This is a genomic window from Planctomyces sp. SH-PL62 (assembly GCF_001610895.1).
GTDB lineage: Bacteria > Planctomycetota > Planctomycetia > Isosphaerales > Isosphaeraceae > Paludisphaera.
In genome coordinates this window covers 39996-60634 of record NZ_CP011274.1, presented here as the reverse complement: position 1 = coordinate 60634, position 20639 = coordinate 39996, and the positions used below count along the sequence as shown (strand labels likewise).

14 protein-coding genes are annotated in these 20639 nt (G+C 68.6%); 6 read left to right on the top strand and 8 right to left on the bottom strand.

The window, feature by feature from the left end:
* Window positions 1-45: 45 nt before the first annotated feature.
* Both VT85_RS25545 and VT85_RS25540 read left to right on the top strand, forming a co-directional pair.
* The gene (locus tag VT85_RS25545) at window positions 46-5832 is read left to right on the top strand and encodes a GH36-type glycosyl hydrolase domain-containing protein (protein WP_156513202.1); all 5787 of its coding nucleotides are present in this window, start codon (window positions 46-48) and stop codon (window positions 5830-5832) included.
* A complete protein-coding gene (locus VT85_RS25540; protein WP_068422777.1) occupies window positions 5829-7943 on the top strand; it encodes a hypothetical protein in 2115 nt (704 codons plus the stop codon). Before VT85_RS25545 ends, VT85_RS25540 begins: the two co-directional genes overlap by 4 nt.
* A 126-nt stretch (window positions 7944-8069) precedes the next feature.
* On the opposite strand, the gene VT85_RS25535 is transcribed toward VT85_RS25540, so the two are convergent.
* Complete coding sequence (locus VT85_RS25535) at window positions 8070-9014, bottom strand: IS630 family transposase (protein ID WP_197491319.1); 945 nt, start codon at window positions 9012-9014, stop codon at window positions 8070-8072.
* 85 nt (window positions 9015-9099) lie between these two features.
* On the bottom strand, window positions 9100-9525 hold the full coding sequence (locus VT85_RS28080; protein WP_156513201.1) for a hypothetical protein: 426 nt from the start codon (window positions 9523-9525) through the stop codon (window positions 9100-9102).
* 85 nt (window positions 9526-9610) lie between these two features.
* On the opposite strand from VT85_RS28080, the gene VT85_RS25530 reads away from it, so the two are divergent.
* The 3 genes from VT85_RS25530 to VT85_RS25520 all read left to right on the top strand — a co-directional run bounded on the left by VT85_RS25530 (window position 9611) and on the right by VT85_RS25520 (window position 12725).
* Window positions 9611-10357 (top strand): IS5 family transposase, encoded by a 747-nt coding sequence (locus tag VT85_RS25530; RefSeq protein WP_231871552.1) that lies wholly within the window; start codon window positions 9611-9613, stop codon window positions 10355-10357.
* Between the two features lie 869 nt (window positions 10358-11226).
* Window positions 11227-11466 (top strand): hypothetical protein, encoded by a 240-nt coding sequence (locus VT85_RS25525; protein ID WP_068422771.1) that lies wholly within the window; start codon window positions 11227-11229, stop codon window positions 11464-11466.
* A gap of 311 nt (window positions 11467-11777) precedes the next feature.
* A complete protein-coding gene (locus VT85_RS25520) occupies window positions 11778-12725 on the top strand; it encodes a carbonic anhydrase (protein WP_082859060.1) in 948 nt (315 codons plus the stop codon).
* 180 nt (window positions 12726-12905) lie between these two features.
* Here VT85_RS25520 and VT85_RS25515 read toward each other — a convergent pair whose 3' ends face one another.
* The 6 genes from VT85_RS25515 to VT85_RS25490 form a co-directional block, all read right to left on the bottom strand.
* Window positions 12906-13106 carry a type II toxin-antitoxin system RelE/ParE family toxin gene (locus VT85_RS25515; protein WP_068422768.1) on the bottom strand — a complete coding sequence of 67 codons (201 nt, stop codon included), beginning with the start codon at window positions 13104-13106 and terminating at the stop codon, window positions 12906-12908.
* Window positions 13103-13399 carry a type II toxin-antitoxin system Phd/YefM family antitoxin gene (locus VT85_RS25510; RefSeq protein ID WP_068422763.1) on the bottom strand — a complete coding sequence of 99 codons (297 nt, stop codon included), beginning with the start codon at window positions 13397-13399 and terminating at the stop codon, window positions 13103-13105. The genes VT85_RS25515 and VT85_RS25510 overlap by 4 nt, the downstream gene beginning before the upstream one ends.
* Window positions 13400-13614: 215 nt before the next feature.
* Window positions 13615-15096, bottom strand: coding sequence for a SulP family inorganic anion transporter (locus VT85_RS25505; RefSeq protein ID WP_231871559.1), 1482 nt, complete (start codon window positions 15094-15096; stop codon window positions 13615-13617).
* Window positions 15097-15862: 766 nt separating this feature from the next.
* Window positions 15863-17959 (bottom strand): G8 domain-containing protein, encoded by a 2097-nt coding sequence (locus VT85_RS25500; protein ID WP_068422758.1) that lies wholly within the window; start codon window positions 17957-17959, stop codon window positions 15863-15865.
* Between the two features lie 73 nt (window positions 17960-18032).
* Window positions 18033-18443, bottom strand: coding sequence for a hypothetical protein (locus VT85_RS25495; protein WP_156513200.1), 411 nt, complete (start codon window positions 18441-18443; stop codon window positions 18033-18035).
* A gap of 53 nt (window positions 18444-18496) precedes the next feature.
* Window positions 18497-19489 (bottom strand): DUF1559 domain-containing protein, encoded by a 993-nt coding sequence (locus tag VT85_RS25490; RefSeq protein WP_231871558.1) that lies wholly within the window; start codon window positions 19487-19489, stop codon window positions 18497-18499.
* A gap of 668 nt (window positions 19490-20157) precedes the next feature.
* Here VT85_RS25490 and VT85_RS25485 point away from each other — a divergent pair.
* A complete protein-coding gene (locus VT85_RS25485) occupies window positions 20158-20529 on the top strand; it encodes a hypothetical protein (protein WP_156513199.1) in 372 nt (123 codons plus the stop codon).
* Window positions 20530-20639: the final 110 nt, after the last annotated feature.

Genomic DNA, 20639 nt, shown 5'->3' with positions numbered 1-20639 from the left:
CGCGAAATCCATCCCGAACATCGCCCCACGATCGTCGCAATCGATTTGAAACCCGAGAAATATGACGAACTCGGGGCCCTCGACGTGGCCCTGGAGATCAAGGGCCGGGCCGGCGTCCAGCGCCTCCCCCTCAGCCTCGCCCCCGGCTGGAACCGCTCCGAACACCTCCTGGACTGGTCCACCGTCGGTTCCCTCGACGAGGTCGTCCTGGCCGTACACCACAGGGGAGGCGGACCCGCCCAGATCTCCGGCACGCTCGGTTTCAATGTTCAATTCACCCCCGTAACATTGCAACGCGGACTCAGTCTCATTGCTATTGCGCGCCTTATGGCCGTTGCGCTGGCCGCCTTGACGTCGGCCTTGCTGGCGAGCCTGGCGATGCGTGGGCGGGGCTCGTCGCGAGGCGACGGCCCGGCGGTCGCGATCGCTCCGAGGAGGTCGGGAGCGCTCGCGAGGGCGGCGAGAGACCTGGCCCTGGGCGTGGGCTGGACGGCGACGGCGCTCGTGGTGGCCGGGGTCTATGCGATCGGGTCGCGCGACGCCCTGGCGGTAGGCTGGGGGGCGGCCTGGCTGGCGTTCGGCGGCGGCCTGGCGGGCGCGTGGTGGACCCGCATCCTGGCCCGGAGGGTGCCGGGGCCCTTCGAGGTCTTCCGGCATGCGGCGGCGGCCGGCTTGCTGGCCTCGTCGTCGAGCGGCCTGACGCTCTTGCAGCCGCCGGCCGATTGGTGGCAGGTCCTGCTGCTGAGTCGCACCGGCGCGGCGGTGGCGCTGGCGATTTATTTCCTGGCGCACGTCGGGCGGCTGGCCTCGTCGGGGAAGGGGCTTGGGGCGGCGGGCGCGGCCTTGATCGTCGGGGCGCCGTACGTCCTGGGCGGGCTGACGCTCCTGGAGGCCGGCGGGCTGCTCGGCGGCGATTCCCCCGCCGCGGCGTATCTGGGACGGGCGCTGATCGTCTTCGTGTTCAACGTGCTGCTCGCCGAGTCGCTGGGGTGGGCGACGGCCGGTCGCCCGCCGCGATCGGCGCGGGCGTACGGGGCGATGCTGGCGGCGGCGGCGGCGGTCGCGGCGGGCCCCTGGATCGCCTCGCTGGGGTCGGGACCGATGTTCTTCGATCGCTCGCCCGGCTTCCGCATGCCGGTCGTCCTGCTGGCGACGGTCCTGTCCCAGGCCGGGCTCTGGGCCGAGGCGTACCTCTGCACGGGCCTGGCGATCGACGCCGTGAACGGCCGGGCGCCGACGGCCGCCTCGGTCCTCGCGCATCCCTGGCAGGGGATGAAGAAGGGGATGATCTACAGCGGGACGTTCATGACGGCGCTTTACGTCGTCGCCCTGCTGGCCGCGTCGCCGACGTTCCTGGACGTCCTCGCCGCCGCGCCGATGCTCGTCGCGGCGCTCCTGGGGGCGTTGGCGTTCCCGCTCGTGAAGACGATCTTCGAGACGTTCGACGGCAGCCCGCCGTTCTTCGAGCGACTGGCGCGGAGCTACCGCGATCCCTGGCTGGCGGCCCGGGGCGCGATGGTCGGCCTGGGGCTGGCGACCGGGGTGCAGGTGGCGCTTTCCGAGCGGGACCTCTCGCATCGCGCGGGTTTCGGATTCCTGATCGGCGCGGCGGCGTACGCGGGGACGGACGCGATCCGCGACGCCCTGCGATCCACCCTGGGCCGGGGTCGGTTGCAGGCTCCGCGCTACTACGGCGTGCGCGTCTTGCTGGGGGGGCTGATCGGCGCGGCGATCGGCTTCTACCTGGACGCGGCGCAGCTCGCGATCGTCGTGGAGAAGTTCCATCGCTACACGTCGGTGGGGCGGACGCCCGAGCCGTTCGGGATCTATCCGCTGGTGAGCAAGTGGGGATTCCTGAATCTGGGGACGGTGCAGGGGGGGGCCGACCTCCTCTTCGCCGAGGCGCTCGCGGGCGTATTGAGCTGGTCGACGGCCGCCTGGCTGTTCGCGCTCAACCGGACCTTCATGGCCGCCGGCTTCGAACGCCAGTCGGCGCCGATCCGGGAGATGTTCTCGACGGCCGGGCTGACGCGGCTCGCGGAGAATTCGATCCAGGTGGCGCGCTGGGGCCTCTGGATGTCGCCGATCATCAACTCGTTCCTGCGGCCGATGGGGGAGCCGACCTGGTACAACCAGGACGGGGCGGTTCGGACCGTGGCGGCGACGTTCGAGTACTTGACGACCACGCCGGACGCCTTCCGCGCCTGGTCGTTGCAGGTGTTCATTTATCTGCTGGCTTATGACGCCGTCCGGGTCCTGATCTGGATGGACCACATGGGGCTCCGGGTGGCGACCCTCGTGAACCTGAGCTTCCTGGGGGTCGACGCCGGGGAGCGGAAGCTGGCCCGCTACCTCGCGCCGTCCTCGACGGCCCGCTGCATCCCCGAGGCCGTCAAGCGGTTCGCCACCTGGGCGCCCCTGCTGCTGCCGTTCTACATCCCTCGCGGCGCGAACTGGGACCGCGCCTGGAGCGCGGCCGAGACCCTCGCGGCGCGTGACGGCGGCTTCTGGGGAGACGTGCTCGCGAGGCCGATCGGCCAGCGACTCGCGCTGCTGGGCGTCGCGGTTCTCGCCCTCGCGCTGGCGTCGGCGGCCGTCCGGCTGGTGCGCCGTCGGTTCGGCTCGAAGCCACTCGCGACGGCGACTCTCCAGAACGATCGCTACGAGCTGACCGTGCGCGAGGATGGTGCGATCACCGGCCGAATCCCATCGCGGGATCAGGACGTGAGCCGTCGCTCGTACGACACGCTCGACCCCGCCGGCCGGGCGTTCTATCTGGTGGACGAGGAAGGGTCGGCCGCGATCCTCGCCGGCAACCCGCCCGGCGCGGCCTTCGATCCCGGGGCGCAGGTCTGGGCCCGTCGCGGGGACGTCCTGGAGACGACCCAGAGCTGGGACGACGGCATCCTGGCGGAGTTGCGGGTCCGAATCCCGGCCGGCGACGATCCGGTGGAGGAGTGGACGCTGACGCTCGTGAACTCGTCCGACCGTCCGCGGACGTTCCGGTTCGTCCCGTATCTGGAATGGGTGCTGAACAAGCCCGAGGCCGACCGGAATCACACGCAGTACAACCGTCTGTTCGCCGAGATCGAGTACGTCGAAGCCCTCCACGCGGTCCTCGCCTGGGACAAGCACTCGAAGGCCCTGGGGTTCCTGGCCGTCGACCGCAGGCCCGACGGGTTCCTGTCGTCTCGGCTGGACTTCCTGGGCCGGGCTCGCGGGGTGGGGGACCCCCGGGCACTGGAGACCCTGGCCTTCACGGCCGCGAACGACGAGGCGTCGCACCCGACGCTCGACCCGATCGCCAGCCTGCTCGTCGGCCTGAACGTCCCGGCGCGGGGCGAGGCGAAGGCGAAGCTCCTGATCGGCCTGGCCGACGACAAGGCGGCGGCGATCGACCTGATCGCGCGACGCCTCGACATCCCCAACGCGAGGGCGGCCTCGACGGAGAGGACGCGGAAGGCCAGGCACCGCCTCGGCCACGGCGAAATCCCTCCGGAGACCCCTTCGCCCTACGCGGAGTTCTCGGAAGACGGCCTCAATCTCCTGGTCCGCACGCCGTTCACCCCCCGGCCGTTCGACCACACGATGGCGAACGCGCTCGGGCACGTCGTGGTGGTGACGAATCGGGGGTTGCACACGTCGGCGAGCGTCAACGCCCAGCAGAATCGGCTGACGCCCGACTGGTCGGACGTCGTGACGAAGGAGGTCCCCTCGGAGGCCTTCTACCTGTTCGAGCCGGCGACCGGCGAGTGGTTCTCGCCGACTTATCAGCCTCTGAACGACCCGAAGGCGGCGACGGAGTCGGAGTTCGGGGTCGACGGCACGGCCGTGTTCCGCATGACGAAGGGGACGATCGAGACTGAGCTGACCGTCTTCGTCCCCCCCGACGAGCCGACCGGCGTCTACCTGCTGACGGTCAAGAACCACGCGGGCTCGCCGCGACGGCTGCGGCTGGGGTCGTACTTCCAGATGGTCCTCGCGAGCCAGCCCGAGCATTCGGGACGCCTCCTCACCCGGATCGACCGGACCCTGAACGCGGTCTTCTTCGAGAACCCTCGGAACACGTTTCGGAGCGGCCCGGCGTTCGTGGCGACCTCGGAGGAGGTCGAGGTTTTCGAGACGGCTCGGGGGCGGTTCTTCGGCCGGGGTCGGGCCGTCGCGCGGCCCTACTTCGTGGAGCACGCCGGCCACGACGCGGCCGAGGACCGGGACGACCGGCCGGTCGCCGGGCTCCTGTCGACGCTCGACCTCCCGGCGCGGGGGACGCGCACCGTGGTCGTCGTGCTCGGCCAGGCGGACGACCGCCGCGCCGCCGAGGCCGTCGTCCGCAGATATCAGGATGCGGCCGACGCCGAGGAGGCCCTGGAGGCGACCCGACGATGGTGGTCGGCGATGGGTGCGACCGTCCGCGTCGAGACGGCGCTCCCCGAGTTCGACGCCTATCTCGCCTGGCTCAAGTACCAGGCGCTCGCCGTGCGCATCTGGTCGCGGCGGGGGTTCTACCAGGCCAGCGGCGCGTTCGGCTTCCGCGACCAGCTCCAGGACTCGGTGAACCTGATCTGGGTCGACCCGGCGATCGCCCGCTCCCAGATCCTGCTGCACGCCTCGCAGCAGTTCCTGGAAGGGGACGTGGTCCACTGGTTCCACCGGCTCCAGGACGGCCGCACCGGGTTCGTCGGCCGCTCGCACGCCTCGGACAACCTGCTCTGGATGGTCTGGGCCGTGGTCGACTATCTCGACGCGACCGGCGACGCCTCGATCCTCGACGAGCGCACGCCCTACCTGGAGTCGGAGCAGCCGTTCGAGCCCCTGCCGGCGGGCAAGCACGGCATGGGCTTCGACCCGATGCGGTCGACCCGCGAGGACTCGGTCTACGGCCATTGCCTGCGGGCGGTCGACCTCGTCCTGGATCGTCGGATGGGGTCGCACGGCCTGCCGCTGATCGGGACCGGGGACTGGAACGACGGCCTCGACGAGATCGGCGCCCAGGGACGCGGCGAGAGCGTCTGGCTGGCGTTCTTCCTCTCTTATATCCTCAAGCGGCTGATCCCGGCGATCGAGGCCCGCGACGGCGAGGCGCGCGGGCGGTTCTATGCTCGTCGGCTCGCCGACCTGGACGTGGCGATCCAGAAAACCTGGCGGGGGGACCGCTACCTCCGGGCGATCCACGACGACGGCACGGAGATCGGGGTCAAGGGGAGCGGCGTCTGGGAGATCGACGCCCTCACCGCCGCCTGGGCCGTGATGGCGGGCGTCGACCCCGGGCGCGGCCGGATCGTCTTCGAGACGGCGCTCGCGGAGCTGGAGCGGGGGGACGTGATCCTCCTGGGCTCGCCGCCGCTTCGCGAGGACACCCGGCCGTACCTGGGCCGGAGCAGCTGGTATCCCGAGGGGGTCCGCGAGAACGGCATGTACTGCCACGGCGTCCAGTGGCTCGTCGGCGCGGCCCGGATTCTGGCCGAGCATGCCCGCGAGCGGGGCGACGCCGCGGCGGCCGAGGCGTACGTCGAGACGGCGTTCCGCCTCTGGAAGAAGATCGCGGCCGTCTTCCACGCGGTCCCCGGCGAGATCGAGACCTACGGCGGCCCGCCCAACCAGCAGGCGGCCGACATGGTGACGACGTTCGACCCGGGCCGTATGATCTGGAATGGCTACACCGGCGCGGCGGGCTGGATGTTCCGCCAGGCCGTCGAGTCGGTGCTCGGCCTCAGGCTCGCCGACGGGGTGGTCGCCGACCGCTCGGGCCTCCCGGCCGCCGCGGAGCTGGGGGACGTCCGGGTCGTGCGGGACGTGGGACGGACGGGCGTCGATTCGGGGACCGAATCATGAATCCTGATGCAAGCTGGCTCGACGTCTTCCTCCGGAGCCCTCGACGGGTGCTGCTCGGGCTGTCGCTCGCCCTGGCCGCCGCCCCGCCGCCCCCGGCCTCGGCCGCCCCGCCGGAGAGCGAGCCGGGATTCCGCTTCCCGACCGTCCCCGAGGAGCACCCGCACGCGCGGGCGTTGCTGGCGAACGCGCTGAGGTACCTGGGGCCGGACAACCGGATCTTCGACGCCGAGTCGGGCTATCCGTTCGAGGGCTGGAATCAGGACCCGGCGAGGGGGATCTTCCTGCGCTCGTTCACGCAGCTGACGGCGATCGGGCAGGGGATGGAGATCCTGGCGAACGTCGCCGCCGGCGCGTGCGACGCCCCGTTCCTGCCGCGCCGGGAGGCGCTGGCGTTGCTCTCGCGGCAGTCGAAGAACCTGCTGGTCGACCAGGCCGACCCCTCGCTGAGCGCCGAGGGCCTGCTCGGGAACTTCCTGGACCTCGCCACGGGCAAGCGGCTGGGGCCGTTGACCTCGGACGTGGAGAAGGCCAAGCTCGCCGAGGCGGTGGGACCGGGGAAGGTCGACGCGGTGTGGGACGCGCTCGTCGCCAAGGGCTGGCTCATGCCCCGCAAGGACGGCGGCGAGGCCGAGGTCCGCCGGGCGCCCGGATTCGGCTGGGAGCACTTCGACGGCCCGCTGGAACCGTTCCACGACAACGCGACGAAACAGGCGATCATGAACGTCCTCGACGAGCGGATCGTGATGACCGTCTTCGTGGACAACGCCAACCTCTCCTCCTCGGTCGCCCGCTGCCTCGGCGCGCTGGCGAGGCCCGAGATCGCCGACGATCCCGAGGCCGTCGAGATCCGCGCACGGCTGGAGCGTTTCCTGGAAGCCCAACGCGAGGGCTACGCCCGGCTCTACGACCCGGCCGCGGGCCAGTTCTACTTCGGCCGCGACGTGACCCACGACCGCCTCTTCGGCTGGAACGACCTGGAAGGGAAGTGGGTCACCGGCCACGTCGACTACCTCGTCAACGAGTTCCGCGGCCCGGCCACGTTCATCGTCCTCCGCTACGGGCTGCCGCTCGACGCGATCGCCAACCTGGGCTTCAAGATGAAGCCGTACCGGGCCGCCGACGGCCGCGTCCGGCACGTCCTCGCGCCCTGGGAAGGGTCGGCGTTCCAGGGCCTGGGATTCGAGCTGACGATGACCGAGCTGGACCGGCCGAGCTGGCGGCGGCTCCTGGAAGACTTCGTCGAGGTCGAGATCGACTACGCCTCCCGGCACGGCCTCCCCGGCTTCCTCTCCGAGTCCTACAGCGGCCGGGGGACCCAGTACACCGGGCACATCGGCATCCCCGAGATCACCGTGGCGCCCGACGCGCGGATCATCGACGCGCCGTCGCTCTACACGCTCGGCCCGGCCTACGCCGTCGCGCCCGCGCGGGTCGAGGCGTTCCTCGCCGCGTCCTGGCCGGTCCTCTCCACCCTCCTCACCGATCACGGCCCCTGGGAGGGCTACAACACGACCGCCCGGGAGCCGATCCTCTTCCAGACCTCGGCCCACACGTTCTCGCTGATCCTGGGACTCCTCGGGACCGCCTCGGACAACATGGCGGCGTACCTGGAATCCAGGGGGCTCCACGAGGGGCTGGAGCAGGTCTTCCCGACGGGCGGGGCGGTCGACCTGCTCGCGGCCCCCGCGTCGGCATTCGCCTGGGACGCGAAGACGAACCCCATCGAGTCCCGTCGCGACGACCAGGGCTTCCGCGTCGCCAGCCCGGACGCCCACGAACCGGGGATCGCCTTCGTCTCCGAGGCCGCCGAAGGGTCGAACCTCTCGGGCGCGGTCCTTGCCCTGCGCTACCGACTGACCACCCCGGCCTCGGCCGCGACGATCACCCTGAAGCCGGTCAAGGCCGAGGCCGACCCCGCCTCGGGACGGATCGCCACCGAGCTGTTCGTCGCGCTGGCGCCGACGGCCGACGCCGACGCCGAACTCCGCGTGCAACTCCCCGCGACCCCCGGCCTGTCTCGGGTCAAGGAAGTCGTCCTGACGTTCGGCCCGGCGGCGAAGGGCAAGCCCCTGGACGTCTCGATCCGGGGCCTGACCGCCGCCCCGCGCTGATCGCCCGGCCGGCGCGGCCTTCCCGGGAGTCGGATCACCCTGCCATACCAAATCGCCTCGATCACCGACCATTGGGTGCCACGGCGCAGGCGAGTCATCAAAGCAATTACGTAGTATTACAGCGGTTTACCATGGGGTTGCATACAGCCATGAATGCTGGATCCAGCCGCGTATATCTTTGGCCGTGACGTGATCGAGGGCGTCGGCGATCGCCCGATGCAAGGCCGGCGTCGTCCTGGCGGCGGTCCGGCGCAGGCGGGCCTTGAGCTTCGACCACATCTCCTCGATCGGGTTGTAGTCGGGGCTGTACGGCGGCAGTCGGACCTCCCTCGCACCGGCCCGCTCGATGGCCGCCTCGGCCGCCGGCGAGTCGTGGACGCGGAGGTTGTCCATCACGACCAGGTCGCCGGGGTGGAGGTGGGGCGCCAGCACGTGCTCGACGTAGGTCCGGAACGCCGGCTCGTCCATCGCGCCGGGGAACGCCAACGAGCCTCTCACGCCGTCGAGGCCCATCGCCGAGACCACCGTCGTCGTCGACCACGACTTCGGGGCCGAGCCCTCGACCCGTCGCCCCCTCGGGGCCCAGCCGTGGGTCGGGGTCATCGACGTGTCGACGCCGGCCTCGTCCAGGAAGATCAGCCGTCGCGCGTCCAGCCGCCTCGCCTTGCGGCGGAATTTCCGGCGGCTCTCCTTGACGTCGGGGCCGTCGCGTTCGTCCGCGTGCAGGCTCTTCTTCTTGCGCGTCCAGCGGGCCCGCCGCAGCGTCCTCCAGATGGTCACGAGCGTGCAGTCGAAGCCCCCCATCTCCTTGAGCCGCTTGAGCGTGGGGTCGGTATGCCGGCGGGACAGGTCGAACAGCCGGATGCGATCGTCGACCGAGAGCTTGAAGCCGGCCCCGCCGCCGTGGGGCTTGGGCTCCAACCCGCCGCCGCTCCGCCGCCGCTGGAGCATCCGCACGACGAACGACAAGCTGACGCCGAAGCGGCGGGCGATCTCGCGTTGCGAGCCCTCGCCCCGGTCCACCGCGTCGACCACCCGTTGACGCAGGTCCGCCGAATAAGCCCTGCCCACGGCACGCCTCCCGAGCCGCCGCGTCACGCGGCCATGGCTCCTTCAGCTATTATCCCCGTACGCCACCCGAGGGCAAACCGCTGTATCATTCCATATTGAATCTGCGTTGCCATTCGTCCTTGGCGTCGTACGGCCAAAACTCATTATCAAGCGGTGATCTACGATACGCCGCCTCCAGAGCAAGCTGCCACAACTCGGAAATCAATTTCGCCAGCCAGGGCTTCCCGAATCGCGATGGCAAGGGCCATTCTTCTCTTGACTTCAGCAAGCACACCCATCTTCCGATCATGCGCCTTTGGCGTGCAGAAAGGGCCATCTTTCCAGAATTCGCATGGTCTTCCCAGATACTATAAAAATCATCCACCAATGCAAAGTACAATTCATAGCACACAGTGTCTCGTTTTTCACCTAGTACGAGCACAGCATTGAGCGCACGACTTCCAATCCGACCTTCCACGTAATCCTCAAGAGCGTTTGCAACGGACAATCTAGCGGCTTCGTCAACGACCATGTAGTGTCGCTCCGAACATGAACGCCATCACTTAGAGACTGTCCCATAAGTGGAACAAAGAGGCATTGGGCGGCGTAGGGAGGAGATGAGAACCCGACGCTACCCCAGCGACATCAGCGACGAGCAGTGGGCCTTGATCGAGCCGCTGATCCCGGTCTATCCCGGCGGACGGCCGCGCAGGACCGACGTCCGCGAGGTCCTCGACGCGATCCTCTACATGCTCCGCACGGGTTGCCAGCGGCGATACCTGCCCGAGGGCTTCCCTCCCCGCAGCACGGCTTGGCGTTACTTCGACGAGTGGCGGTCGAACGGCACGCTCGACCGCGTCCACGACGCCCTGCGGCGGAAGGTGCGGACGAAGGAGAAGCCCTATCGGCCCCGGACCACGGCCAGCGTCGACAGCCAGTCGGTCGACTCGACCTCCGGCGGCGAACAACGGGGCCGCGACAACGCCAAGAACGTCGACGGGCGGAAACGCCACATCGTCGTGGACTCCATGGGGTTGCTGCTCGCCGTGCTCGTGACGGCCGCCTCGGTGGACGACGCCCGGGCCGCCACCGAGTTGTTCGCCCGCCTCGACGGCCAGCCGATGGGGAAGGTGACGCGGATGTACGCCGACTCGAAGTATCACAACTTCAGGCTCTACGGGTGGGTCGAGGCGAACACGAGGTGGGAGATGGCGATCATCCGACCGACCAGGTATCCCGCTTTGTTGAAGTCGACGTTCAGCCGCAGCGCAAGGACCTGCCCGCCGAGCACGCCCGAACTCGTGGAGGTCGGATCGAGCAGGTCCTGGTTCAGCGGGTCGGGGCCGCCGCTCGCCGGGAGATAGTCCAGGACGGCCGGGCCGCTGGTGAAGATGGCCGAGAACCCGCCGGGACCTCCCACCCCGACCTCGACCGACCCGGTGGGGTACACGAAATCGAACCGGTCCATGAGCAGTTGGGCCGCGTTGCCCGGGGCGGGCGCCCCGCCCCAGCTTTCCTGCGAATGGGTGATGAACTGACCGGGCAGGAAGTCCGCCATGGCGCGGCCCGACGCGGCGAGCAGGACGAGACCGGTCAGGGCGCACGCGGTGATCGGGGTTGGTCTGCGCATCGGTGCCTCTCCGGGGTGTTGACGCGAGGTGATCGTCGTTCCGGGATGCCGAGGCTTCGCGCGATGGGAGGAGGGCGACCGAATGGCTGCTCTTCCATCACGGCCAAAGCATGTCAACCATACCAGGGAGCAGGGGGGACGGGAACGACGCGGTGGGTTGTCTCGTCGTCGTGGCACCCGCCGTCTCGCTCAGCTATTCGCCACCCGACCCGCGAAGACGACCGTCCTCTTCGAACCGCCGCCAGAAGCTCCACGAAATGCGTGGCGACGACCGCGCCCACGACGGCCGGCGTGACGCCCAGGCCGTCCCACATGTCGAACGTAGCGTCGCCGTACGGGAAGCGGACGGCCGGCCGGGCGCCGAACACGGCGGAGACATTGGTCGGGGCTTCGCGGACGGCCTAACTCTCGCCCCTCGCGATTGGGAGGCTGTTCGTCGGCCTCGACACGGGGTCGACGGCGTCCGTGGACGGGACGCACGAAATTTTCGGAAACGTCGCCCGGAAACAACCATCAAATCCGAACCAAGTCCTGGACCCGGACGTACTTAAGGTAGCAAACGAGGGTTAAAATCGGCCAGACGGCCGGAGAGGGGAAACGGGGATGAGGCGGCTCGAAAACTACGTCCGGAAGTATGGCCCCGAGGCCGGCCCGAAACTCTTCCACGCGCTTCAGAGCCAGGCGGCGCACGCGGGCGTCAGCGCCCGGCTGCGCAAGAAGATCGACGTGCTGGAAGGCAGGTCGCCGGCTCTCGCTCCGGTGAAGGTGGATTCCTACCCGCTGTTCGAGGCGGCTCGGGAAGTCGCCAAAGCGGCGCCGGACGAGGCCCAATTGGTCGCCTGAGCGGTTGCGCCGGAACGGATCGCAGAAACATGAGCGGGTAGGTTCGCCCCCGGGCTACGGAGAGCCGGGGGCTTCTTCATGCGCGTCCCGATCGCCCGCCCCCGTCCGAGGACGGGCGGTCCGGGGAGCCGTCCCCGGCGCGGGCGGAAGGCCCGCGTCCTCTCGACCCCGGGCCTGAACGCGAGCCCGCGCCGGGCCCGAAATTCGCGAAACGCGAGGGAGACCCCCGGGCCCCTAATGAGTATCCTTTAATTATACCGCGCGACGTCGACCACGCGCGGGGACGTTCTGGGATGTCGGCAGGGGCTTACATGAATACGATCGATTACATCTACCGATTCGACGCGGACAATCCTTCGGCCAAGCCCGTGCCTCCCGACGCGGAGGCAGCCCGCCGCGTGCTCGAGGATGGGAATCGGATGTTCTCCCACTGGATGGAGAGCTGCCGGACGCGGACCCCGTCCCCGGGCGAGCCGCGCTACATCGTGTCGTGCAACGGCCTGGAGATGGGGATGCCGAGGACGTACGGCGAGATGCCCAGGCAGTCGCCGTTCGCGGTGGTGGTCGGTTGTTCGGACGCCCGGGTGCCGACCGAGATGCTGTTCGGCCAGGGGTTCAACGACCTGTTCGTGATCCGGGTGGCCGGCAACGTGATGGGCGACGTCTGCCAGGCGAGCGTCGACTACGCGCTGGTGAACCTGAGCGAGAGCATCCGCGTCGTCGTGGTGCTGGGCCACAGCGGCTGCGGGGCCGTCACGGCCGCGGTCGACTCCTATCTCCGACCGCTGCGGTTCTGGTCGAAATCGGTCTCGCCGGTGCTCCGCTCCCTCACCCAGAGCATCTTCGTCGCGGTCCGCGAGGCGGCCAACGGCTTCAAGGAGGTCTGGGGGCCCAACGCCCGCGACGAGCCCGGATATCGCGAGGCCCTGATCGAGTCGGCCGTCTGCATCAACGCCGCCCAGACGGCGTTCGGCCTCCGCCAGGAAGTCGAGACCAGCGGCAAGTGGGAGGTGGAGGTCCTGTACGGCGTGCACAACATCCGCAACCACCAGGTCTGCATGCCCGTCGACCCGACCGCGTCGCGCTCCGACGAGAACGTCCACCTCGTCGCGGCCCCCTCCAACCCCCGGGAATTCCACGCCCTCGCCATCCAGATGGCGCAGATCCTGAAGCGCGACGGCGCCCCCCGCAGCAGGCCGACCCCATCCCACGACGGCGCGGAGCCCAACGGCGTCCCGATCGCCGAGGGCACCGCCTGAACCTCGCGCGGGGCTCGCGCCGACTGCACGCCGAGCCCCGGCCCGCACCGCCGTCGCTTCCGACGAAGGTCAGGGCTCGATCGGCCCTCGGGAGGCGTGGCGGACGTAGTGGAGCGTCACGACGTCGTCCTGGATGGAGAAGAGCAGGCGATAAGTGCCGCGACGGCGTCCGTAGAGCATCTACCTGAGGGCGACGCCGAGACGTTCGGATTCCTCCTCGGCCACGGGATGCCGCTCGGGCATCGTCGACAGCCCTTCGATGGCTTCCTGCAAGGCGAGACGCCAGCGTTCGGCCGCATCGGGCGACCGTTCGGCGAGCCAGAGGAACGCCTCCAGGGCGTCGACCCGCGCCCGTGCGGTGACGACGACCCGGTACGTCATCGGGCCTTCTTCGCGTCGAGGATCCGCCTCATCTCGGCGAGCATGTCCTCGGCCGGGGAGACGCGGCCCGCCTTCATGTCCTCGAGCGAAGCCCGCAGGGCGTCCATCCGCTCGACCCGTTCGGCGATCTCGACGAGCCTCTGGTAAGAGGCCGCGTCCTGCACGACCACCTCGGCCTTGCCGTTGACGGTGAGGACGACCGGGCGGCCCTCGGCCTTGAGCCGCCTGATGAACTCGGGCGTGCGCCGCTTGAACTCCGAGAGGGAGTCGATGTCGTTGGTGAGGTCGAGCATGGGCCGGGCTCCTTGCACTGAATTTGCATTCAATTTGATGCTATCGCGAATCCGACCCGAGGTCCATCGGATTCGTGAAGGAGCCCACCGCCCCGTCCACCCACCGGACGGAACGCCCTTGATGTTCGGGGGATGGGCGTCACGGCCGTCCTGCGGAGGGCCGTGACGCCGGGACGACTTCCAGTCGAGGAGAGGGGAAGTTCAGGGGTCGTTGGTCAGTGGCTTGCGGTCAGCTCCAGGGCCTCGGGCCCGTCGTGGTCGCCGTGGCGGTCGATCATCGTCGAGCTGGCCTCGTTCAGGCCGACCAGCTCGACCTCGACCCCCTTGCGACGGAACTTCAAGACGACCTTGTCGAGGGCCGAAATCGCCGAGATGTCCCAGAAGTGGGCGTGGGTGAACTCGATCTCGACGCGCTCGACGTCCTGAGTGAAGTCGAAGCCGCGGATGAACGCGTGCGAGGAGACGAAGAAGAGCTGCCCGCTCACGTGGTAGACGCACTTCTTGCCGCCGTCGACCAGCTCGGGCCGGACGTGCACGATTCGCTCGACCTTCATGGCGAAGAAGAGCGTGCTCAGGAGGACGCCGACCAGGACCCCCCTGGCCAGGTCGCCGGTCGCCACCGTCACGACCACCGTCGCCAGCATGACGAAGCTGGAACTTTTCGGGTGGACGACGAGATTCTTGAGCGAGGCCCAATTGAAGGTGCCGATGGAGACCATCGTCATCACCGCCACCAGGGCGGCCATCGGAATCCGTCGCACCCAATCGCTCAGGACCAGGATGAGGAAGAGCAGGAACAGGCCCGCGAAGAGCGTCGAGAGCCGGGTCCGGCCGCCCGACTTGATGTTGATGACCGACTGGCCGATCATCGCACAGCCCGCCATCCCGCCGAAGAGTCCGGCGACGATGTTGCCGACGCCCTGCCCGGCGCATTCGCGATTCTTGTCGCTGTGGGTGTCGGTCATGTCGTCGACGATGGTGGCGGTCATCATCGATTCGAGCAGGCCGACCACCGCCAGCGTGCACGAGTAGGGGAGGATGATCCTCAACGTCTCCCAGGTCAGCGGGACGTTCGGGAGCAGGAAGGCCGGGAAATCCGAGGGAAGTCGGCCCATGTCGCCCACCGTCCGGAGCGGCATCTTGGTCACCATCGCCACGATGGTCAGGGCGATGATGCAGACGAGCGCGGAGGGGACGGTCTTCGTCACTCGCGGCAGCAGATAAATGATCGCCAACCCGGCGGCCACCATCGGATAGACGTGCCAGGTGCCGCCGACCAGCTCGGGCACCTGGGCCCAGAAGATGAGGATCGCCAGCGCGTTGACGAATCCCGTGACCACCGACCGCGACACGAACCGGATGAGCGCCCCGAGCTTGAAGAGCCCGGCCAGGATCTGGAGCACGCCGGTGAGGATGGTGGCGGCCAGGAGATACTCCAGGCCGTGCGTCTTGACCAGGCTGACCATCACGAGGGCCATCGCCCCCGTGGCGGCGGAAATCATCCCCGGCCTGCCGCCGAAGAACGCCGCCACGACCGCGATGCAGAATGACGCGTAGAGCCCGACCTTCGGGTCCACACCGGCGATGATGGAGAAGGCGATGGCCTCGGGGATGAGGGCCAGGGCCACGACGGTCCCGGCGAGCAGGTCTCCCTTGATGTTGGAGAACCACTCGGATTGGATTCGCTGCATAGACATTCTTTCCATGTGCACGGAGTCGGGACGGAACCCCGACGCAGGGCTTGGCTCACTGGATCTGACGTTCTGATCGACAAAGCGACGGATCGCCGCCGCAACCTCGATGAGCCGAGGAAGGGGAGGATCCCGAGCTATGGGGCGGGTCGATACGGACTCTCAGCCGGCGTGGGCGAAGAGCATCGACGAAGCCGCAGTCACACCCGATTGCGGGCGGCTCAAGGCGGCGTGGGGCGAGATGAGCGGGAGGACGGGATCATCGAGAGTGTTTTCAACTGGCCAGGAAGTCGTCGGGCGTGGAAACCAGGGGACGACTATAGCACAGGGCGGATCGCTCCTCAATTCCAGTACCGGAACGGAGGCTAGGGGCTCCTGCGGACGGCCGTCATCAAAAACGTTCGCCGACGATGGCCGGAAGGCGGCCGCGACGCCGAAGCGGTGCCGAGGGGGCGGCGTATTCGTCCCCCTCGGCGCGAGGTCGCCACATGATCGAAGTGTGAGGCTTACCGGTTCGTCGGCTTGGAGCCTGTCCCATATAGGGGGGAAAGGCGAGCTGGAACGGTCTCCCCCCCGGCGGGGGAAGACAGACGCCGAAGGCGTCAGATGAGGGGGGGACGAGCAAGTCGAGCGTCGGGATTCGCAGTCCGGCCTTTCGAAAACGCCGACGGCTTCCGTGCTCGTCCCCCCCTCATCCGGCCCTTCGGGCCACCTTCCCCCGCAAGGGGGGAAGGCCGTCGATCGGACCGAGGCACACTTCCGGGACAGACTCTTACAGGCCGGCAGGCTCGACGTCGACGACGTGCGGCCTGGGCTCGACGTGGCCCTGGACGTCCTCGGCGCCGGCGCTGACCTCGAGAGCCGCGCCGGAGGGCGCTTCGAGGACCGCTTCCCACTCGGCGAAGCTGCCGCGGGTGGAGGTCGCCTCGCGGCCGTTGACCAGCACCCGTTTGATATCGCTCGAATCGGCGACTGATCCCCGGACGCGGACGAGGTTCCCCTCCCGCACGGCCGACGTGATCACCGTGGTCGGCGGCATGTCGTCCTTGAAGCTTGAGAGCCCGCGGAAGGCCCCTCTCTCGGACTCCTCCCTCGTCGGCGCGTAGCCGGAGCTCATTGGATTGTGGATGTCGTTCACGCGCATGTCCTTCGTGGTCATCCGGCGGAACCCGGAGCCGTCCATGATGGAGCGCCAGACGGCCACGTCGGAGCGGAAGACGTCCAGGCCGTCGATGAAGACGCCGGTCGTCCCCAGGTGGGTGGCCCAGTTGGCCTCCCAGCCGCGGAAGTTGCGGATCCAGAAGGGGCGCCCCGGCTCGGGCCTCGCCTCGACCGCCTCGCGCGACAGGCTCTCGTTCTGGCTGTAGAAGTCCAAACCCCGGTCCGGCCTGGTGACCCCGCGCAGGTTCAGGCAGAAGAACTTCATGGTGTGCGCTTCATTGTCCTCGAATCGGACGAACGGCAGGATGCGGACGTCCTTCGGCGCGAGGGTCCCGTCGGGCTGGCGGATCTGGCGGACCGGGTTGTAGTCCTCGGTCTTCTTCACATCGAAGCGGTAGCCGTATTCCGCGCACTCGGCGGCCACGTTGCGGGTGAAGCTGTTCTGGCTGTTGGCCCACCAGAAGCCGGCGCCGCGGTTGGGGTCGAAGGGGACTTCCTGTTCATTCTGCGTCTTGCCGGGCAGGACGAGCGCCGCCAGGTTGTGGTCCAGGATGTTGTTGACCTCCGAGCCGCTCTCCAGGAAGAAGCCGTGGCCGACGCTCTTGTAGCCGACGACGTCGCGCACCACCAGGGCGTCGGTGCCGTGGATCGTGATCCAGCGGTTGTGGCTGTCCCAGATCGACGCTCCGATCACCGAACTGCCTCGCATGGTCTCGCCGGCGAGGTGGAAGTGGATGCTGTAGCGGCCCTTCTCATGGAGCTTGCCCAGGTGACGGAACTCGGCGTAGCTGATCGACCCGGCCGACTTCCGATGGTACATCGTGTGCCCGCGGACGCCGGCGGGCTCGGCCGATTCCACCACGACGTTGCGCGTGAGGTTGGCGACCTCGGCGCGGAAGTTCCCCTCGGCGAAGTGGGAGAAGGCCAGCGGCCGGTCGAGCTTCACCGGGTAACCGCCGGAGAAGTCTCGGGGCGAGACGCCGACGATCCGGCGCTCCTCGGTCTGGGCGCCCGCGAGAAAATCGCCGCCGACCCCGCGGCCGTCGCGCTGGCGGCGGGTGCCGGTGACGATGACGTGGTCCCCCTGCTTCCAACCGCCGGCCCACTCGTCGACGTGAAGAGTCGAGGCGCCGGCGTCCGCCGTCTGGCGGATCTTCAACCAGGTGTGCGGCATCGGCTGGCCGTGAAACTCCATCCGACCGCCGCAGCAGACGATGGCCGGGCACGAGAGCCTGTCCATCCCCTCGATGTAATGCAGCCGGATCAAGGCCGAAAACCCCGCGCCGACCGGGGCTCCGGGCCGACCTACGAGGAGCGCGGGCCGGGAGGCGTCTTGCATCGCGCCCATGTCCTTCATCGCCGCGTGGCAGTCGAACCCGTCCTCCGACGGCTCCTCGGACGTCGTGATGGTGATGAGCCCGGCCTCCAGCCGGGTGTCCCGATCCCTGGCGAACTCCAACGTCCCTGCGATCTGGACCAGGCGGACGACCTCCTCGGAAACCACGTCGTAGTCGACGTGGTGACCGGCCCGGACGACGACCCGGTCGCCGGCCCCGGGCGTGCGGCCCTGCTCCCAGGTCTCCTTCGCGGACCAGGCGCCCGATCGTGCGGATCGGACCAGGAGAGGCTCGGCCGCGAAGCCCGACGATCCGGCCCAGCACACGACCGCCAGGGCGGCCAAACCACGACGCGTCAAGTCTCTCAACATGATCTAATCTCGATGGGTGAATCGGCGAGAGTGGTGGACTCGAACGACCGACGGAGCGACGGCGATCGGCGACTCAACGGCGGCCGCGGCCGCGCGTCTTCCCGGTCGGAGGAGACGCCAGCGAGAACGGCTCCAGGACGTTCTCCCCTTGGCGAATCGTCACCGTCGCGACTGGACGTCGCGGGTCCCGATGGACGCCGCCGAAGCGGTCGGCCCCCTCGACGACGTCCTGACCCTCGACCGTCACGGCCGGCCAGAACGCGGTGACTTTCGACTCGCCCGGCGTACTGACGACGGCCGTGAACAAGCCCCCTTCGACCGATCGCGCCGAGCCGGAATCGGCCAGCCCGGTCGAATCACCGGCGGTATGAAAGACGACATAGACGCCCTCGGCCGGGCGGTCATCGACGAGCACCCGGCCCGAGACGACGCACGGCTCAGGCCCGCCGCAACCGACGGTCGCGATCAGCACTGCGGCGGTCACGGACGTCGCCGCGAGGCGCAGCCGCGGCCGGGACGTCGACGGCGGAGTCCCAGTCATTCCTGGACGATCTCCCCGCCGTTGCGGCTGACCATGGCCATCAGGTTGGCGACCGTCATGCTCGTCGAGAGCATCCGGACGCCGCCGTCGGCCATGGCGACGTTGGCCCCCGTGGGATGGAAGCCGAAGACCCCCTGCGAGTTGTTGCAGTTGATCGCACAGGCGGTCCCGGCGGGGGTGCCCGAATTGGTCGGCGGGGGAGAGTTGGAGTACCCCTGGACCATGAACGCGCACCAACCCAGCCACGCCCCCCAGGCCCCGGGCTGGTCGAGGGTGAGATCTGTGTCCGGCATCGGCCAGCCCACCCCCTTGACGTAGTGCTTGTCATAGCCCGCGTGTTCGAGGAACAGCGTGGTGTTGGAGAGGCCGTCGGTGACCATCGCCATCCTCGGCGCGGTCCCCTTGAGGATCGGGTCGGGAGCCGTCGCGCCGGGGCTGAGCAGAGCGATGGTCGACGCGCTGATGGCGTGATTGACCCAGTAATCGCAGACCCAGCCCGTCATGAAAGTCCCTTCGGCGTCGGTGATATACGCCCCATACGCCTTCCCGGTCGAACTGGACTTGCGCAGACGGATGGTCTGCTGGTTGGGATTCGACGGGCACAGCAGGACCGACAGGTTGGTGTTCGCCACCGTCTGGTTCCCCGGGTCGGCGAACCCGCCCGAGAGCGCGACGTTGAACGCGTTGGTCAGGACGCCTTGCTCCAGGAACGCCAGGAGCGAGACCATGTGGCCGTGCTGCGGGGAGGAAGAGGGCCTCGCCGAGGGGAAGCAATTGTTGACGTCGTGATAATTGTGCGCCGCCAGGGCGATCTGCTTCAGATTGTTGACGCACTGCATCCTTCGGGCGGCCTCGCGCGCCGACTGCACGGCGGGCAAGAGCATCGCGATGAGCACGGCGATGATGGCGACGACCACCAAGAGTTCGATCAGGGTGAAGCCGCGGCGACGGTTTCGGTCATTGATGCGGAGGCGGGTCATGGTGGGCATTCGTTCCTTGACCGAACCGGGCTCCGTTGAGAGCCGACGGCCAGTTGACCATCTTCAATACGACGCGACCGCCCCCTCGATAGCAACGTCCGAGCCAACTCAAGAACAATCGCTAAGTCTCGACTGGACTAAGCGTTACGCAACGCGTTCGGACGGCCTTTAAAATCCGACGGACAATTCATGTCCATTCCCGAGCGAAAATTCCGCCGCCCGAGAGGCGGTCTCTTCGGCGGCCGGACCGCAACGATCGGATGGAGATGAAGGAGGTCGGACGCCGAACGCGATCGTCCGGAGACCCACATCATCAGGTCATTCTCCTCGTACGTCGCGATCGAGAAGACGACCGCCATATCGTTGCGGCGGGTGAAGGCCCAAGGTCCGCGGACTTTCCCTCAACGGAGGGCTCGTCGCCTGGGTCCGATAATGGCGATTATGTTTTCGCAACCGAAGATGCGCCGAATTTCCGGCCTGAATCGGCTGCCGGTGAAGCGACCTCGACGGCGTCCCCATCGACTTGAAAAGGCGCTGTCTGGTCTGAAGGCTGGTCGGAACCCCTTCGACCGTCGCGGATGGCGAATCGCGGGCTTGATCGGGGCGGAATCGTCCTTTCCTTCCGGTCGGTGCGCCGATATGGTTGAAAGGTGACCTTCCCGATCGAGGCGTCAGGGGTGTCCGTGAAATCGTTCCTGTCATTGATGCTGGCCGCCTTGCTCCTGGCCTGCCCCCAGCTCTGTCGGGCGGACCTGGTCGGTTGCTGCGCGTCCCAGTGTGAGGGGACCGAAGGGTCGGACGACCGCCAGACGCCCGGGCCGGTCCAGAACGACGCGACGAGTTGCATTTGCGCCGGGGCCGTCCGAGGCCCCGACTCGCAGCTCGATTCCGAGACGGGGCCGGGCGAATGGTCGCCGCTCTCGTCCCCCGCCGCCTACATCCTCGCCGCCCTCTGGGGGCGGCCGACGCCCGCTTTCGGCGCGACGCCGGGAAGCCCCACGGGCGGACCGCGCCGGGCGCATCTCATGCTCCAGAACTTCCGCTGTTGAGCCCGCCCATCAAGACTCCGGACCACTGAGGCGGCCCCGCCTCGAAGGTCCGCGACGCGGCGATCCACGCCGCTCGTCCGCTCGCGCCGTCTCGCGGCGCGGGCGAGGAA

Excerpts from the sequence above, each read along its gene's own strand:
- VT85_RS25530 (WP_231871552.1), top strand. The coding sequence starts at position 9,611 with ATGAGAACCCGACGCTACCCCAGCGACATCAGCGACGAGCAGTGGGCC.
- VT85_RS25515 (WP_068422768.1), bottom strand. The coding sequence starts at position 13,106 with ATGACGTACCGGGTCGTCGTCACCGCACGGGCGCGGGTCGACGCCCTG.
- VT85_RS25490 (WP_231871558.1), bottom strand. The coding sequence starts at position 19,489 with ATGCCCACCATGACCCGCCTCCGCATCAATGACCGAAACCGTCGCCGC.
- VT85_RS25510 (WP_068422763.1), bottom strand. The coding sequence starts at position 13,399 with ATGCTCGACCTCACCAACGACATCGACTCCCTCTCGGAGTTCAAGCGG.
- VT85_RS25500 (WP_068422758.1), bottom strand. The coding sequence starts at position 17,959 with ATGTTGAGAGACTTGACGCGTCGTGGTTTGGCCGCCCTGGCGGTCGTG.
- VT85_RS25505 (WP_231871559.1), bottom strand. The coding sequence starts at position 15,096 with ATGTCTATGCAGCGAATCCAATCCGAGTGGTTCTCCAACATCAAGGGA.
- VT85_RS28080 (WP_156513201.1), bottom strand. The coding sequence starts at position 9,525 with ATGGTCGTTGACGAAGCCGCTAGATTGTCCGTTGCAAACGCTCTTGAG.
- VT85_RS25525 (WP_068422771.1), top strand. The coding sequence starts at position 11,227 with ATGAGGCGGCTCGAAAACTACGTCCGGAAGTATGGCCCCGAGGCCGGC.
- VT85_RS25540 (WP_068422777.1), top strand. The coding sequence starts at position 5,829 with ATGAATCCTGATGCAAGCTGGCTCGACGTCTTCCTCCGGAGCCCTCGA.
- VT85_RS25520 (WP_082859060.1), top strand. The coding sequence starts at position 11,778 with ATGAATACGATCGATTACATCTACCGATTCGACGCGGACAATCCTTCG.